This is a genomic window from Lawsonibacter sp. JLR.KK007, assembly GCF_036941135.1.
Taxonomy (GTDB): Bacteria; Bacillota; Clostridia; order Oscillospirales; family Oscillospiraceae; genus Lawsonibacter.
Window position 1 is genome coordinate 1,018,377 of sequence record NZ_JAYWSY010000001.1, and the last position, 15,192, is coordinate 1,033,568.

The 15,192-nt window shown below is 59.4% G+C and carries 16 protein-coding genes; 13 read left to right on the plus strand and 3 right to left on the minus strand.

What is annotated here, in order from left to right; all coding sequences use genetic code 11:
* Positions 1-8: 8 nt before the first annotated feature.
* Genes dxs through VV088_RS05795 form a run of 6 tightly spaced genes read left to right on the plus strand, consistent with a single transcriptional unit; the run spans position 9 to position 6,234 of the window.
* Positions 9-1,865 carry a 1-deoxy-D-xylulose-5-phosphate synthase gene (dxs, locus tag VV088_RS05770; RefSeq protein ID WP_334599826.1) on the plus strand — a complete coding sequence of 619 codons (1,857 nt, stop codon included), beginning with the start codon at positions 9-11 and terminating at the stop codon, positions 1,863-1,865.
* Complete coding sequence (locus VV088_RS05775; protein ID WP_334599827.1) at positions 1,858-2,670, plus strand: TlyA family RNA methyltransferase; 813 nt, start codon at positions 1,858-1,860, stop codon at positions 2,668-2,670. The genes dxs and VV088_RS05775 overlap by 8 nt, the downstream gene beginning before the upstream one ends.
* The gene (locus VV088_RS05780; RefSeq protein WP_334599828.1) at positions 2,667-3,539 is read left to right on the plus strand and encodes an NAD(+)/NADH kinase; all 873 of its coding nucleotides are present in this window, start codon (positions 2,667-2,669) and stop codon (positions 3,537-3,539) included. The genes VV088_RS05775 and VV088_RS05780 overlap by 4 nt, the downstream gene beginning before the upstream one ends.
* Complete coding sequence (locus tag VV088_RS05785; RefSeq protein WP_334599829.1) at positions 3,536-3,988, plus strand: arginine repressor; 453 nt, start codon at positions 3,536-3,538, stop codon at positions 3,986-3,988. The genes VV088_RS05780 and VV088_RS05785 overlap by 4 nt, the downstream gene beginning before the upstream one ends.
* A gap of 29 nt (positions 3,989-4,017) precedes the next feature.
* The gene (gene recN / locus VV088_RS05790; protein WP_334599830.1) at positions 4,018-5,703 is read left to right on the plus strand and encodes a DNA repair protein RecN; all 1,686 of its coding nucleotides are present in this window, start codon (positions 4,018-4,020) and stop codon (positions 5,701-5,703) included.
* A gap of 30 nt (positions 5,704-5,733) precedes the next feature.
* A complete protein-coding gene (locus VV088_RS05795; RefSeq protein ID WP_334599831.1) occupies positions 5,734-6,234 on the plus strand; it encodes a pyridoxamine 5'-phosphate oxidase family protein in 501 nt (166 codons plus the stop codon).
* A 46-nt stretch (positions 6,235-6,280) separates the two neighbouring features.
* Here the strand turns inward: VV088_RS05795 and VV088_RS05800 are convergent, their stop codons facing one another.
* Positions 6,281-7,708 (minus strand): sodium-dependent transporter, encoded by a 1,428-nt coding sequence (locus VV088_RS05800; protein WP_334599833.1) that lies wholly within the window; start codon positions 7,706-7,708, stop codon positions 6,281-6,283.
* Positions 7,709-7,949: 241 nt separating this feature from the next.
* Between VV088_RS05800 and VV088_RS05805 the strand changes: the two genes are divergently transcribed.
* From VV088_RS05805 to tyrS, 6 genes are all read left to right on the plus strand, one after another.
* Positions 7,950-9,122, plus strand: coding sequence for an NAD(P)-dependent malic enzyme (locus VV088_RS05805; RefSeq protein ID WP_334599834.1), 1,173 nt, complete (start codon positions 7,950-7,952; stop codon positions 9,120-9,122).
* 12 nt (positions 9,123-9,134) lie between these two features.
* A complete protein-coding gene (locus tag VV088_RS05810; RefSeq protein WP_334599835.1) occupies positions 9,135-9,665 on the plus strand; it encodes a dihydrofolate reductase family protein in 531 nt (176 codons plus the stop codon).
* Positions 9,652-10,296: a hypothetical protein gene (locus VV088_RS05815; RefSeq protein WP_334599836.1), complete on the plus strand. Its 645-nt coding sequence runs from the start codon at positions 9,652-9,654 to the stop codon at positions 10,294-10,296. Before VV088_RS05810 ends, VV088_RS05815 begins: the two co-directional genes overlap by 14 nt.
* Positions 10,297-10,636: 340 nt before the next feature.
* Positions 10,637-11,497, plus strand: a complete 861-nt coding sequence (locus VV088_RS05820; RefSeq protein WP_334599837.1) for a DMT family transporter — start codon at positions 10,637-10,639, stop codon at positions 11,495-11,497.
* Positions 11,494-11,937: a DUF4240 domain-containing protein gene (locus tag VV088_RS05825; protein WP_334599838.1), complete on the plus strand. Its 444-nt coding sequence runs from the start codon at positions 11,494-11,496 to the stop codon at positions 11,935-11,937. The genes VV088_RS05820 and VV088_RS05825 overlap by 4 nt, the downstream gene beginning before the upstream one ends.
* Positions 11,938-11,965: 28 nt before the next feature.
* Positions 11,966-13,189, plus strand: coding sequence for a tyrosine--tRNA ligase (gene tyrS, locus VV088_RS05830; protein ID WP_334599839.1), 1,224 nt, complete (start codon positions 11,966-11,968; stop codon positions 13,187-13,189).
* A gap of 44 nt (positions 13,190-13,233) precedes the next feature.
* Here the strand turns inward: tyrS and VV088_RS05835 are convergent, their stop codons facing one another.
* On the minus strand, positions 13,234-13,656 hold the full coding sequence (locus VV088_RS05835) for a DUF2000 domain-containing protein (protein ID WP_334599840.1): 423 nt from the start codon (positions 13,654-13,656) through the stop codon (positions 13,234-13,236).
* Positions 13,657-13,665: 9 nt separating this feature from the next.
* The gene (locus VV088_RS05840) at positions 13,666-14,487 is read right to left on the minus strand and encodes an AraC family transcriptional regulator (protein WP_334599841.1); all 822 of its coding nucleotides are present in this window, start codon (positions 14,485-14,487) and stop codon (positions 13,666-13,668) included.
* A gap of 82 nt (positions 14,488-14,569) precedes the next feature.
* On the opposite strand from VV088_RS05840, the gene VV088_RS05845 reads away from it, so the two are divergent.
* Complete coding sequence (locus tag VV088_RS05845; RefSeq protein WP_334599842.1) at positions 14,570-15,061, plus strand: adenylate kinase; 492 nt, start codon at positions 14,570-14,572, stop codon at positions 15,059-15,061.
* Positions 15,062-15,192 lie beyond the last annotated feature (131 nt).

The following is a 15,192-nucleotide window of genomic DNA, read 5'->3' on the forward strand; positions in this document are numbered from 1 at the left end:
AATCGCTTTTGACTGCACCCGCCATAAAACATGAATACGACCCCATCCTCTCCCGCCTGAGTGACCAGGAGGGAGAGGCTTTGTGCGCCCAGCTGCGCCAGGAGCTGGTGGAGGATGTCGCCCGGACGGGAGGGCATCTGGCCTCCAACCTGGGGGCGGTGGAGTTGACGGTGGCCCTCCACCGGGTGTTTGACACCTCGGTGGACCGGCTGGTCTTTGACGTGGGCCACCAGTGCTACCCTCACAAGATTCTGACCGGCCGCCGGGAAAACATGTCCGGTCTGCGGCAGTACGGTGGTATCGCCGGTTTCCCAAAGCCCAACGAGAGTGTCCACGACGCCTTTATCGCCGGACACGCCTCCAACTCGGTGGCGGTGGCGCTGGGGATGGCCCGGGCCAGAGCAGTTCTGGGGGAGGATTACCAGGTGATCGCCCTCATTGGCGACGGCGCTCTCACAGGCGGGCTGGCCTATGAGGGACTGTCCAACGCAGGAAAATGCGGCCAGCAGCTGCTGGTCATCCTCAACGACAACGGCATGTCCATTACCCCCAACGTAGGAGGAGTGGCGGACCATTTGGCAAAGCAGCGGCTGAAGCCCCAGTATCTCACCTTTAAAAAACACTACCGCCGCATTATGAAGAAAACCGCTCCAGGCCGGGCGGTGTACCGGGTGACGCACCAGCTCAAGCAGGCGCTGAAGCAGGCTCTGCTGCCCTGCAGCATGTTTGAGGATATGGGCTTCCGATACCTTGGCCCGGTGGACGGCCACAATCTGTCCTTCCTGACCAGGATTTTGCGGTATGCCAAGGAGATGGAGGAGCCGGTCCTGCTCCATGTCAAGACGGTGAAGGGGAAGGGATTCGTGCCCGCAGAGGAAAATCCGGACGCGTTCCATGGCATCGCGCCCTTTGACCCGCACACCGGAGCGCTGAAGCGGGAGCCGGGCGAGAATTTTTCCACCGTGTTTGGCCGGACTCTGGTCCGCATGGCGCATCAGGACAAGCGGGTGTGCGCCATCACAGCGGCCATGACCGGGGGAACGGGGCTGGAACGCTTCGCTCAAACCTTCCCAGACCGCTTTTTTGACGTGGGCATCGCGGAGGGCTGTGCCGCTTCCATGGCTGCAGGGATGGCCAAGCAGGGCGTGATCCCTGTTTTTGCGGTATACTCCACCTTTTTGCAGCGGGCCTACGATATGCTCCTCCACGACGCGGCCATCGACAACCTCCACGTGGTGCTGGGGGTGGACCGCGCCGGGCTGGTGGGAGACGACGGCGAAACCCATCACGGCGTGTTCGATGCGGCCTATTTGGACAGTGTGCCCAACATGACGGTGCTGGCTCCCGCCAGTTTTGCCGAGCTGGAGGTCATGCTGGAGCGTGCTCTGTTCCGCTTGAACGGTCCGGTGGCGGTACGCTATCCAAGGGGCGGCGAGGGCCGGTATGTGGGCACCAGCGGGGACGGTCCGGCCGCGATCCTGCGCTGGGGAGGCGACATCACCCTGGTGAGCTATGGGACTGAGATCAACGATGTTTTGGAGGCCGCCGAGCTGCTGGAGGTGCAGGGCGTCCAGGCAGAGGTCGTAAAGTTAAATCAACTGACACCCCTTGTCCCGGAGCTGGTAGAGCTGTCGGTCCGAAAGACGGGGGTCCTGCTGGTGGCGGAGGAGCAGGCGGCCAGAGGCAGTGTTGGGCAGCGGCTGGCCGCCTGTCTGGAGGTGGCCGGACTGCCCGCAAAGACGGTTCTGGTCAGTTGCGGCGAGGGCTTTGTCCCCCACGGAGCCGCGGCTCTTCTGAAACGGGACCTGTCTCTGGACGGGGCGGGGCTGGCGAAAAAAGCGTTGGAGGTGTTGGGCCGTGGCTAAAAAGCGTCTGGATGTGGCGGTCACAGAGCTTGGTCTGGCGGAGAGCCGTCAAAAGGCACAGGCCCTGATCATGGCTGGAGAGGTCTATGTCAACGGTCAAAAGCAGCTGAAGGCGGGGACCTCTGTGGAGGAGGACGATGCCGTTGAGGTCCGGGGAAAGAAGCCCCTCCGCTATGTGAGCCGGGGCGGACTGAAGCTGGAAAAGGCTGTCTCCCTGTGGCCGATCAACCTGAAGGACAAGGTCTGTGCCGACATCGGCGCGTCCACCGGCGGATTTACCGACTGCATGCTCCAGAACGGGGCGCGTCTGGTGTACGCGGTGGATGTGGGCTACAATCAGCTGGACTGGAAGCTGCGCACCCACCCTCAGGTGGTGTGCATGGAGCGCACCAACGCGCGGTATTTGACGAAAGAGCACATCCCAGAACCGCTGGATTTTTTTTCCGTGGACGTCTCCTTTATCTCACTTAGCCTGATCCTGCCCGCTCTGCGTCCTCTGATGAAGGAGGACGGGCAGGCGGTGTGTCTGGTCAAACCTCAGTTTGAGGCGGGGAAGGAAAAGGTGGGCAAAAAAGGGGTCGTCCGGGAGCCGGCCGTCCATTTGGAGGTGCTGGAGCATTTTTTGGAGCACGCCGCTCAGGCGGGATTTTCGGTTAACGACATCACCTTTTCCCCCATAAAGGGGCCGGAGGGCAATATCGAGTACCTGGGCTGTCTGCAAGCGGGAGAGGGGACCGCCTACAAGGGGGATTTGAAGGCACTGGTGGAGCAGTCCCACAACGCCTGGAAGGAGGAGCGGATATGAAGATCGTACTCAGCTCCAACCCATACCGGGACAAGGGACTGCGGGCCGCTCTGGAGGCCAAGCGGGTGCTGGAGCATGCCGGAGCCAAAACGGTGATGTGCCTGCCCTTTCAGCCTAAAAAAGGAGATCGGCTGGATCTGCCCCGGCAGCTGCCGCTGTCCCAGCTGGACAAGGAGCTGGCCACCGCCGACCTGCTCATCTGCTTTGGCGGGGACGGCACGATCCTTCACGCCGCCCGGGACGCCGCCTTTCACGAGGTGCCCATCCTGGGTGTCAACATGGGCAGCGTCGGGTTCATGGCGGAGCTGGAGCGCGGCGAGCTGCCGCTCCTGGCTCCGCTGGCCCACGGGATGTACACCATTGAGGAGCGGATGATGCTGGATGTGAATGTACTCCGGGGGGACCGGCTGATCAGCAAGGATGTGGCGCTCAATGACGCGGTCATCTCAAAGGGCTCTATGGCTCGGGTGGCCGAGATGGAGGTGCTGGCAGACCGTGTAAAGGTGACTGCCATTACAGGGGATGGCGTTATTATTGCCTCGCCCACCGGTTCCACCGCCTACTCCATGTCGGCAGGAGGCCCCATTGTGGAACCCACCTCCAAAAGTATTATCGTCACCCCCGTCTGCGCCCATCAGCTGGCCGCACGGGCTATGGTGCTGGCCCCGGAGCGAGTGGTCACCGTCCAGCTTCCCAGAGGGAATCGCAAGTATTTATACTTGTCAGTGGACGGCGGCAAAGCGGTCCGTCTGTCGGGAGGGGACCGGGTGGAAATCGGCTGCTCCCAGCGGGTCACCCAACTGGTCCGTTTGGCGGACCGCAGCTTTTACCAGATCATCAATCAAAAGCTGGGAGGGTTGAGCCAATGAAGAACGTACGGCAGAGCGAGATTCTGAATATTGTGCAGTCCAAGGACATCGACACCCAGGAACAGCTGCTGGAAGAGCTGCGGGCCCGGGGCTTTACAACAACGCAGGCCACTATTTCCCGGGATATCAAGGAGCTCCGCCTGGTTAAGGAGCTGACCGGCTCCGGCGGCTACCGCTACGCACTGTCGGAGCGAAAGACGTCCTCCACATCGGATGTCCGTCTGCGCAACATTTTTAAAGAGGGGGTGCTCTCGGTGGACGTTGCCCAAAATATCGTCGTGGTCCGCACGATGCCTGGGCTTGCGTCCGCCGCCTGCTCCGCGCTGGACGCTATGGAGATCGACGGCATGGTGGGCAGTCTGGCGGGGGATGACACCGGCATCCTGATCATGCGGGACAACTCCTTTGCTCAGCAGTTCAACAGTGAGGTGCACAAGCTTCTGCGCTAAATGAAGGGATCGGAAAGAGAGGGAAAAGGATGCTTTCATTGCTTCATATCGAAAATATCGCCATTATCGAATCGGCGGATATCAGCTTTGACCGCGGCTTCAACGTGCTCACCGGCGAGACGGGCGCCGGTAAGTCCATCGTGATCGATGCCATCAGCGCCGTTCTTGGGGAGAGGACCAGCCGGGAGGTGATCCGCACAGGGGCCAAATCGGCGCTGGTCAACGCGGTCTTCACCGGTGAGGTGCCTCTGAAGTGGTTGGAGGACAACGGCTTTCCCGCAGACGGAGAGGAGCTGATGCTCCAGCGGGAGATCCAGGGGGATGGCCGCAACATCTGCCGGGTGAACGGCCGCCCGCTCACCGTTGCCCAGCTCCGGGAGTTGGGGCGGCAGCTACTGAACATCCACGGCCAGCATGACGGCCAGCAGCTGCTGGACCCGGACTGTCACCTGGGCTACCTGGACAGCTTTGGTAAGACAGCCTCCCTGTTGGAGTCCTATCAGTCCGCCTATCGCTCCATGGCCAGCCTGCGCCGGCGGATCTCGGAGCTGGAGATGGATGAGGCGGAGCGTTCCCGGCGGGTGGATACGCTGGAATTCCAGATCCGGGAGCTGGAGCGCGCCGAGCTGAAGCCGGGCGAGGATGAGGAGCTGGATGCCAGAAAAACCTTGCTGCGCAGCTCCGGCAAGCTGATGGAGGCCATTCAGGAGGCCCAGTTTGCCCTGGCCGGCGGGGAGGACAGCCAGGGAGCCTGCGACCTGATCAGCGAGGCGGAGGGCGCCATCCGCTCCGTGACCCGGCTGAGTCCGCAGCTGGAGGAGCTTGGTGAGAAGCTGACCGCCCTGCGCTACGCTGCCGACGACGCGTCAGAGGTAATCCGGGACTTTTCCGAGGCGTTTGATTTCTCCCCTGAGGAGCTGGACCAGCTGGAGAGCCGTCTGGACGTAATCTACCGTCTGAAAAAGAAATACGGTCCCACCGTGACCGACATGTTGGACTATCTGGAGCGTTCGAAGGAGGAGCTGGAACAGATCCAGGAGGCCGACGATACCATCCAGCGGCTGGAAAAGGAGCTGGAACAGGCCCGGAAGGAGACGGTCAAGCGGGGAACGGCCCTGACCAAGGCCCGCCGGAAGGCGGCGGATAACCTCCAGAAGCGGGTGCAGGAGGAGCTGCGCCAGCTGGACATGCCCAAGGTACAGTTCGTCACCGATTTTGCGCCCTGCCCCGGCCAGGACGGCATGGACGACACTGGCATGGATCAGATCCAGTTCCTCATGTCCGCCAACCTGGGCGAGGCGCTGAAGCCCATTCAGAAGGTGGCCTCCGGCGGCGAGCTGGCCCGGATCATGCTGGCCCTGAAAAACGTGCTGGCCGAGGACGACGGCATTGGCAGTCTGGTCTTTGACGAGGTGGACACCGGCGTATCTGGCCGGGCAGCTCAGAAGGTGGCGGAGAAGATGGCGGATGTGGCCCGCCGCAAGCAGGTGCTGTGCGTCACCCATCTGCCCCAGATCGCGGCCATGGCGGATACCCACTTCTCGGTGGAGAAGGGGGAAAAGAAGGGCCGCACCTTTACCAATGTAGTCCGCCTGGGCCAGGAGGGCCGTGTAGAGGAGCTGGCCCGGCTCATCGGCGGCGCGGCGGTCACCGACGTTTTGAAACAGAGCGCCACCGAGCTGCTGGAGCAGGCGGAGGGATACAAAGCAACATAAATGGTACATTTTATGAAGGAGGACATTGCAATGTTTCGAGACCTGCGCAGAAAAAAACAGCTGCTCTCCAGGGAGGAGACCACAGCGGTTCTGAATCGGGGGACATCCGGCGTACTGGCCCTGTCGGGGGATGACGGCTATCCCTATGCCGTCCCGATCAGCTATGTGTACGACCAGGAACAGGAAACCATCTATTTCCACTGCGCCAAAAGCGGCCACAAGCTGGACGCCATCCAGCGGAGCGACAAGGCGTCCTTCTGTGTAATCGACCAGGATCAGGTGATCCCGGAGGAGTATACCACGTATTTCCGCAGCGTCATCGCCTTTGGACGGATTCGCGTTCTGGAGGAGACGGGGGAGAAGTGGGCGGCGGTGGAAAAGCTTGCGGTCAAGTACGCCCCCGACAGCACGGTGGACGACCGGGAGCAGGCCATCCGCCGGGAATGGGCGCCTCTGTGTGTGCTGGAGATGGCCATTGAACACGTGACCGGTAAGGAGGCCATCGAGCTGGTCAAAGCAAAACAGGCATAAAAGATCCGGCCAGCGATGAAACAAACATCGCTGGCCGGATTTTTGGTTAGACAGGAGCGAGGAAGGTGTTTACCTGACCGTACAGGATAAAGGCCATGGCGACCGGGGCAATGATGCGGACACAGATGGTGAAAAAGGTGTATAGACCTTTGCTCATCTGGTGGCCCTCCAGACTGACCTCGTCCCGAATGGCCTGGGGTCCGACGACCCAGCCGATCAGGACCGACATGATCAGTGCGCCCAGCGGCATGGCCACGCCTTCGGAAATAAAGTCCATAAACTCCAGCCAGCAGCTGCCCAGGTCCCGTCCGGTGGACTGGAAGGGGACCCAAAGACCGTTGGCTCCCAAGCCGTCTGCGGCCACGACTGCGGCTTCCGCGAAGAGCACCAGGCAGATGACGGCCACCACTGTGTTCCGCTTTGGCTCCTTGCCTCTGGCGATTCGGAGGTCGATGACGAAGGTGACCAGCACCTCGGTGAGGGCAATGGCGGAGGTGATGGCCGCCAACACCACAAACAAGAAAAACAGGATGCCGAAAATCGGTCCGAAGGGCCCCATGGAGTTGAAGACGTCCTGAAGCGTGATGAACAGCAGCTTGGGCCCGGAGAGGGCGGCGCTCTCACCTCCGCCCAGGGCGAAGGCGGCTGGCAGAACGGCCATGCCAGCCATGACGGCGACCAGCGTGTCCGAGACGATGATGAGCATGGAATTGCGCACCAGGCTCTCCTTCTTGCTCAGGTAGGAGCCGTAGGTGACGGTGATGCCCATAGCCAGGGAGAGGGAGAAGAACATCTGGCCGCCGGCAGCGGAAAGTACGCCGATGAAGTCGGTTTTGATGGGCTCAAAGTTAGGGGCGAACATGAACTTCAGGCCCTCCATGGCGCCAGGGAGGGTGAGCGAACGAAGGATGACGATGACCAGCATGATGAACAGGGCGGGCATGCCCACCTTGTTAAACTTCTCAATGCCGTCCTTGATGCCGCCACGGATGATAAGGAAGCACAGGGCGATGAACAGGAAGGTGGTGCCAATGGCCAGGGGCTGATTGGTGAGCATGGTGCCAAAGGACTCTGCCCCGGAAATGCTGGACAGGCTGAAAATCCCCAGCAGCTCTGCAAAGTTCAGCCCCACATACTGGATGCAGTAGGCGCCCAGCACGGTGTAGAAGCTGAGGATCAGGAAGGGGGAGAGCAGGGCCAGAAAGCCCACAAAGCCGCCCGCCTTGCCGCCGATCTTCTGGTAGCTGGTCAGTACGCTCTTGCCGCTCTTTCGGCCGATGGCCAGCTCGCACAGCATGATGGTGAAGCCCACCAGCACGGCCAGCACCAGGTAGATGATCAGGAAGGGGAAGCCGCCGTTCTTGCCCATGCGGAAGGGAAAGGACCAGATGTTGCCCAGGCCCACGGCGGCGCCCACCGTGGCCATCAAAAAGCCCAGGTTGCTGCCCCATTGTCCTCTGTGATGTTGTTCCATAATTTCCTCCTAAATTACATTTTTACACACAAAAAGGGGAGTTAACCGCCATTCTATCAGAAACTAACCGGTACGTCAACTGAAAATGGAAAAATTGGCTCAAAAAACCTGGATTTCCGCCAAAGAAAGGAAAAGACAAGAAAAAGGGACCAGACCCATTGCGATTTTTCCAGAGTTTAGTATAATAGATCGGGCGGGAACTATACGCCCGTCTGATTTTTACGATAAGGGGAGAACGCCCATGGATTACGCAAAGGAAAGCCTGCGGCTGCACGGCGAGTGGAAGGGAAAAATCGAAGTGGTGGCCACCGTGCCCGCCAACGACAGGGAGTCTCTGTCTCTGGCCTACACCCCCGGAGTGGCCCAGCCCTGCCTGGCTATTCAGGAGGATATCACCAAAAGCTACGAGCTGACCCGGCGGCACAACCTGGTGGCCGTCATTACCGACGGCACTGCTGTTCTGGGGCTGGGGGACATCGGCCCCGAGGCGGGCATGCCGGTGATGGAGGGCAAGTGCGTGCTGTTCAAGACCTTTGGCGGGGTGGACGCCTTCCCGCTGTGCGTCAGGACCAAGGACGTGGATGAGTTCGTCCAGACAGTGTACAACATCTCCGGCTCCTTTGGCGGCATCAACCTGGAGGACATTGCCGCTCCCCGGTGCTTCGAGATCGAGCGGAAGCTGAAGGAGAAGTGCGATATCCCCGTCTTCCACGACGACCAGCACGGCACCGCCATCATTGCCCTGGCCGGGCTGACCAACGCCCTGCGGGTGGTGGGCAAGAAGAAGGAGGAGGTCCGGGTGGTCTTCTCCGGGGCGGGTTCCGCCGCCATCTCCATCACCAAGCTGCTGCTGCTGGCCGGGTTTACGGACATCACCCTGGTGGACAAGTTCGGCGCGGTGTATGAGGGCTGCGATCAGCTGAACTGGGCTCAGCAGGAGATCGCCAGGGTGACCAACCGGGAGAAACGTCAGGGGACCTTAGCCGACATGATGGTGGGGGCCGACGTGTTTATTGGCGTCTCCGCCCCCAATCTGGTGACCCCGGAGATGGTGTCCACCATGAACAAAGAAGCCATCGTCTTCGCCTGCGCCAACCCCACCCCCGAAATTTTCCCCGACGACGCCAAGGCGGGCGGGGCCCGAATCGTCTCCACCGGCCGCAGCGACTACCCCAACCAGATCAACAACGTGCTGGCCTTCCCGGGGCTGTTCCGGGGTGCGCTGGACGTCCGGGCCAGCGATATCAACGAGGAGATGAAGCTGGCCGCCGCCCGCGCCCTGGCGGATCTGATCGCTCCAGAGGAGCTGCGGGACGACTACATCATCCCGCAGGCATTCGATCCCAGAGTAGGCCCTGCCGTGGCCAAAGCGGTAGCTGAGGCAGCCCGAAGGTCCGGCGTGGCGCGAATTTAAGCTGGAGGGAGCATGAGCGTATTTTTCTACGGCTGTATTACCCTGGACGGCTATCTGGCCGACAAACACCACGGCTTGGACTGGCTCCACCAGACCGGCAATGCGGGGGACACCGGCTATGATGCCTTCTACCAGAAGATGGACATCACCATTATGGGCAAACGGACCTATGATGAGATCGCCAAGCTGGAGGACGCTGTCAATGTCTATCCTACCACGGAGAACTATGTGTTCACCCATTCTGCCAGCCTGTCTCAGAGGGGATTTGTCCCGGTGGGCGGGGATGTGGTAGAGTTCGTGAAGGGGCTGGGTGAGAAGCGCATCTGGATCGTCGGCGGGAATACTGTCCTGGCCCCGCTGCTGGATGCGGACCTGGTGGACCACCTGATCGTCCAAGTCGCCCCCGTACTGCTGGGGGAGGGCGTCCCTCTGTTTACCCAGAAGGAGGCCCTGCAGCGGTTCTATCTGGTGGAGGTCAAGCAGTACGGCCAATTTGCGGAGATGGTGTTTAGACGGAATGGAGCAATGGATGAAGCAGATTGAGACCAAGGGAATCACCTATTTGGAACCGCTGAAAGGCAGCCAGCATTGGTATTGGGGTACAGACTATATGAGCGGCGACCTGTATGAAGCGGAGGAGCTCTTTTTGATGGGGCATCCAGTGAGCCAGAATAAGCTGCTGTTTGTCCACTACCCGGATGGAAAGGTTGTCCAGCCGGTAGTGGCTCAAAAGGGACAGTATTTTGGCCGCCCTATCTGCTATCATGACAGGGTAGCCATTTTGATGGTCGATTTTCCCGCCGGACAGATCATGATCATGCAGTTTGATATCGGGCTGGAGCATATGCTGGAGCGGCGGGAAATTCCCCGTTCCGCCGTGGAGGACTGCTACAATCTGATGCTGCAGACCGCTCCGCTGATGCTGACCCGGCAGGGAGGCGAGGATACCTTTCAAATTGTATGGCCGGAGCAGGTTTCCTTTGCAATCGGCGGGAGAGAATCCTTCTGGTTCCGCCGGGGGAATAAGCTGTACTTTGCCGACTGGCGTGAGGGCCCAGATGGAAGCGAGGCCGACGAGGTCGTTGTGCGGAAGCTGGAGACAGGGGAGATCCTGGATCGTATTCCAGGCAGCCTGATGTCCATGCCGGACGGTCAAGTTTGGATTTTACAATGAACTTGTGGGGATTTTCCGTTGACAAAGGCCCAAAACTGTGGTAGAGTGTGTGGTACTGCAAAGAAAAGGACCAGTAGCACAGCAAGCTCCTGCGCAGAGAGCCTCCGGGTTGGTGGAACGGGGGAGGGGAGCGCCGTGTGAATACCCCTTGGAGCAGCCGCCTGAACAGCCGCCTGCGGCTCAGTAGGGGACAGGCCGGGCCGCGCCCGTTACCGCGCCGGAGCCAAGTGCTCCCCAAGGTCCGCCCCGCGAGGGACGGATGAACCAGAGGTGGTACCGCGTTATTACGCCCTCTGTCCGATCCTTCGGGCAGAGGGCTTTTTGTAAGGAAGTGATTGTTTTGTCAGCGCGTCAAAGAGGGACGCTGTGTGTGTTCCTGGCCGCTGTGCTGTACAGCATCGGGGGACTTTGTATCAAACTGATCCCCTGGAGCGGTATGGCCATTAACGGCGCACGTACCGCTATTGCTCTGGTGGTTATCGGACTGTATCTGAAACTGACCGACCACAGGCCCAAAATGAACCTGTGGGTGCTGGTGGGGGCGCTGGCTGTCTGCGGCACAAACATCCTGTTCTCCATCGCCAACAAGCTGACCACCGCCGGCAACGCCATCGTGCTCCAGTTCACCGCTCCCATCTTTGTGATCCTGTTTTCCGTCCTCTTTTTTGGGAAAAAGCCCCAAAAACTGGACCTGACAGCCTGCGGTTTGGTGCTGGGGGGCGTGCTGCTGTTCTTCATCGACAGTCTGTCGGCAGGAGGGATGCTGGGCAATATCCTGGCTTTGCTGTCCGGAATTTCCTATGCCGGTGTATTTATGATGAATGACATGCCAGACAGCGACCCTATCTCCTCCGTCTTCTGGGGCGACGTCATCAGCGCGGTGGTGGGCCTGCCCTTTTTGGGGTACGAGACGGAGTTTTCCGCCCATATCCTCGCCGCTCTGCTGGTGCTGGGCGTGTTTCAGGTGGCCATAGCCTATATCCTGATGGTGGAGGGCCTGAAAACCACCCCGCCTGTCACCGCCAGCCTGGTCTCCGGCATCGAGCCGGTGCTCAACCCCATTCTGGTGGCGGTGTTCTACCATGAGATGATCGGCCCCGTCGCTCTGGTGGGGGCCATGGTGGTGGTGGGCAGCGTGGTGCTGTACAATGTGATGCTGGCCCGGCACACAGAGCCATCAGAGACAGGGGGTGCGCTATGAACAAATTTCAATTTTTCTGGGATACCATGGAACTGTGCGACTGGTCCCATGAGGGAGACGACGGCCAGGTACTGAGACCTGTCATCCAATATCTGGCGCAGCAGGAAGACGACAGGATTTTTCTGTTCGACGATCTCATGTCTGAGCTCCTGTATGGGCTGGACACCCAAAAGCTGGCGGCTCAGTGTGAAACAGCGGAGCCACTTATGAGTGATGATTCTTTTTTGTACTCCCGCTGTGTGGCTCTGGTGAACGGACCTGGCTACTACGAGAAAGCGAAGCAGGGGGGAGCAAAGGAGATATGGAACATGGAATTTGAAGCGCTCCTCTACGTTCCGCTGCGGGCCTGGGCCCTGAAGCACAAAAAGCCGGAGGAGGACTATCCCCATACCGCTCCCCTGAGCTATGAGACCGGCAGCAACCGGGAACAATGGAAGTAAACTATAATGATAAAGGAGAGACAACAACATGACCTGTTATGAAGAACTGAAGGCCCGTGGGCTTATCGCCCAGGTGACCAACGAGGAAGAAATTTCCAAGATGGTGAACGAGGGGAAGGCGGTCTTCTATATCGGCTTCGACCCCACCGCCGATTCCCTCCATGTGGGCCACTTCATGGCCCTGTGCCTGATGAAGCGGCTGCAGATGGCGGGCAACCGGCCCATCGCTCTCATCGGCGGAGGCACCGGCATGATCGGCGATCCCTCCGGCCGCACCGACATGCGCTCCATGATGACCGAGGAGACCATCTGCCACAACTGCGACTGCTTCAAGAAACAGATGGAGCGGTTCATCGAGTTCGGCGACGGCAAGGCTATGATGATCAACAACGCCGACTGGCTGATGAAGCTGAACTATATCGAGGTCCTGCGGGACGTAGGGGCCTGCTTCTCGGTGAACAACATGCTCCGGGCCGAGTGCTACAAGCAGCGGATGGAAAAGGGCCTGTCCTTCCTGGAGTTCAACTACATGATTATGCAGTCCTACGACTTCTACTACCTGTTCCAGCACTACGGCTGCAATATGCAGTTTGGCGGCGACGACCAGTGGTCCAACATGCTGGGGGGCACCGAGCTGATCCGCCGCAAGCTGGGCAAGGACGCCCACGCCATGACCATCACCCTGCTGCTCAACTCCGAGGGTAAGAAGATGGGCAAGACTGCCAAGGGCGCGGTGTGGCTGGACCCCAACAAGACCAGCCCCTACGAGTTCTACCAGTACTGGCGCAACGTGGGGGACGGCGACGTGCTGAAATGCCTGCGGATGCTCACCTTCCTGCCCCTGGAGCAGATTGACGAGATGGACCAGTGGGAGGGCAGCCAACTGAACACTGCCAAGGAAATTTTGGCCTTCGAGCTGACCAAGCTGGTCCACGGGGAGGAGGAGGCCGTCAAAGCCCAGGAGGCCGCCAAGGCCCTGTTCGTGGGCGGCGGCGACATGTCCAACGTCCCCGCCACCCAGCTGACGGAGGCCGACCTCACCGACGGAGCCATCGGCGTACTGGACCTGATGGTCAAGTGCAAGCTGGCCCCCTCCAAGAAGGAGGCCCGCCGCCTGGTGGAGCAGGGCGGCGTGGAGGTCAACGGCGAGAAGGTGGCCGCCGCCACCGTCAGCTACACCGCTGCCGACCTGTCCGGCGATGGCCTTATGATCAAAAAGGGCAAAAAAGTGTATCACCGGGTACAGATGTAACGACATGGGAAAATCCCCGCCCGAAGGGTGGGGATTTCCCTGTTTCATCGCAGCAGCGGCATACTGCCGGTAAGCTGATTGACTGTTTTCTTGGGGCCGCAGATGGCGATCCCGAAATATTCCAGCGCCTCTTCCGGGGTCTGCTCCATTTTTTCCAAAAACTCGCTGTAGACCTTACAGCCTTGGGCCAGATCGGAAAAATCCACCACGGTTACCTCCTGGAATTCCGGCTGGTAGAGCTTTTTTCGGATCGTCTTGATTGTTTCAGCGGTCCCCTTTAAAACCGGGACGGGGAATTCGATGATACCCAGGTGGACGCGGCCGCTCCGGTCCAGGACATCTGCTCCCACCACCTCCGGCAGGCTTTTGCCCAGGGTGATCCCCAAGATCACCGCTGTGTTGGCGATGAGACCCAGAGGCAAGGCTTCGTCGATGACCATGACGCATTTTTCTGTGTTCCGATCCATGCAGATCCCTCATTTCTTTGTTTCTGAAAAAATATCCCGGTATGAACCGGGGGACAGGCCGAGAAAGCGGTCGAAATAGTTGGTAAAGTGGCTCTGGTCTGAAAATCCCACCAGCAGCGCGGCCTCCACCGGGGAAATGCCCTGCTCCAGCAGTTTTTTGGCCTCGCCAATGCGGACATTTTCCAAATAACGGTAGGGGGTGACGCCCTTCGCCCGGGTAAAGGCCCGGAGGAGGGTGGAGCGGCTCAGTCCGGCGCAGCGGCAGAGCTGGTCCAGGCTGATATGCTCGGCATAGCGGTCCTGGATGAAGGCACAGACCGCTTCCACCTCCGTCTGGTGCTGGAAGAGGGGGCGGGAGGGAGACTGTCCGTACTTCTGCATCAGAAGGGAAATCAGAAGCAGCAGGGACTCCTCCTTTTCAGGCCCCTGGGAGCCACTCATGACCAGCTCGTGGAGAGTGCGCAGACAGGAGGCAGTTTCCGTGTCGAGGATGACATGGGGGGAGAAGACCGGCAGCTCTTGTGCTCCATCAGCCGCTTCCACCCAATCCAGAAGGACTTCCTTGGAAAGGTTAAGCCCCCGATAATCCAGCGTACCGCCGTCACTCTGTGCGCAGGCGTGGCTGTCACCCGGATTGAACAGCAGAATATTGCCCGGCCTGAGGCTATATTCCTGCTCCATGCAGGAGAGCGCGCGCTGTCCCGACTCAAGATACCCGATGACATAGTATTCATGGAAGTGGTTGGGGAAGGGGCGGACAAACCCCTCAAAGCGGTAGGCTTCGATGTGCAGATCCTCGTCGTAAACCACCGTTCGCAGTTCTTTTTTCATAGGCGCCTCCTTGATGGCTCTATTATAGCAGTTTTGCCTCCGGTTGGCTTGTAAAATATCTTCAATTAAAAGGAGCTGTGTGATGCGTAAAGTGATTGTAATTGGATGTCCTGGGGCAGGGAAGAGCACCTTTGCCCGCCGGCTGCGGGATCAGACCGGGCTTCCGCTGTATCATCTGGATATGCTGTGGCACAGGCCGGATCGCACTACTGTTTCACGGGAAGAATTTGACATGCAGTTGGAGCGGCTGCTCAAGCAGAACTGCTGGATTTTGGACGGCAACTACCAGCGCACCCTTGAGAAGCGTTTGCTGGTCTGCGACACAGTATTTCTGCTGGACCTTCCGCTGGAGGTCTGCCTATCCAGTGCGAAAAAACGGATTGGTCAGGCCAGAGAAGATCTGCCCTGGGTCGAACAGGAATTTGATCCAGAATTCCGGCAGTGGATTATCGAATTCCCTCAAAATAATCTGCCACAGATTTACAGTCTGCTGGAGCAATACCAGAACGGGAAAGAAATCGTGATCTTCCGCTCAAGAAACGAGGCCGGCCGGTATTTAGATGCCATCAGGTAAACAAAAACAAATTTTTGTTTACTTGATGGGCGTTTTTGCCCAATGTTAACTTTGGTTGACAGATTTCCATGGCGGTTTGGTTGACGTTGCGGGAAAAAAACTGCTATGGTAGGGCAGAAAACAGAAAAGGA